The sequence below is a fragment of the Pseudoalteromonas sp. GW168-MNA-CIBAN-0100 genome (assembly GCF_040309225.1).
Taxonomy (GTDB): domain Bacteria; phylum Pseudomonadota; class Gammaproteobacteria; order Enterobacterales; family Alteromonadaceae; genus Pseudoalteromonas; species Pseudoalteromonas arctica.
This window is the reverse complement of the sequence record NZ_JBEOOL010001002.1, coordinates 1-242: the sequence shown is the minus strand read 5'-3', so window position 1 is coordinate 242 and position 242 is coordinate 1. Positions and strand designations below refer to the sequence as shown.

General features: G+C 42.1%; 1 protein-coding gene. It reads left to right on the top strand.

Annotated elements, in window-relative coordinates; translation table 11 throughout:
• Positions 1-242, top strand: a 242-nt coding sequence (locus AAEY62_RS24360) for a proline dehydrogenase family protein (RefSeq protein WP_350637052.1), incomplete at both ends; no start/stop codon positions are given.

The window sequence follows — 242 nt, the reverse complement described above, 5'->3', positions numbered from 1 at the left end:
ATATTAGAAGTGGCTAAAGGTGATAACACCGGTTTTGAATTCCAACGTTTACACGGTATGGGCGAATCTTTATTTGACCAAATTGTTACCGAGGAAAAAATTCAGTGCCGCGTATACGCACCAGTGGGCCAACACGAAGACCTGCTGGCTTACTTAGTACGCCGTTTATTAGAAAATGGTGCTAACTCATCGTTTGTTAATGCCATTGTAGATACCACTAAGCCAGTTGAGTCACTATTACC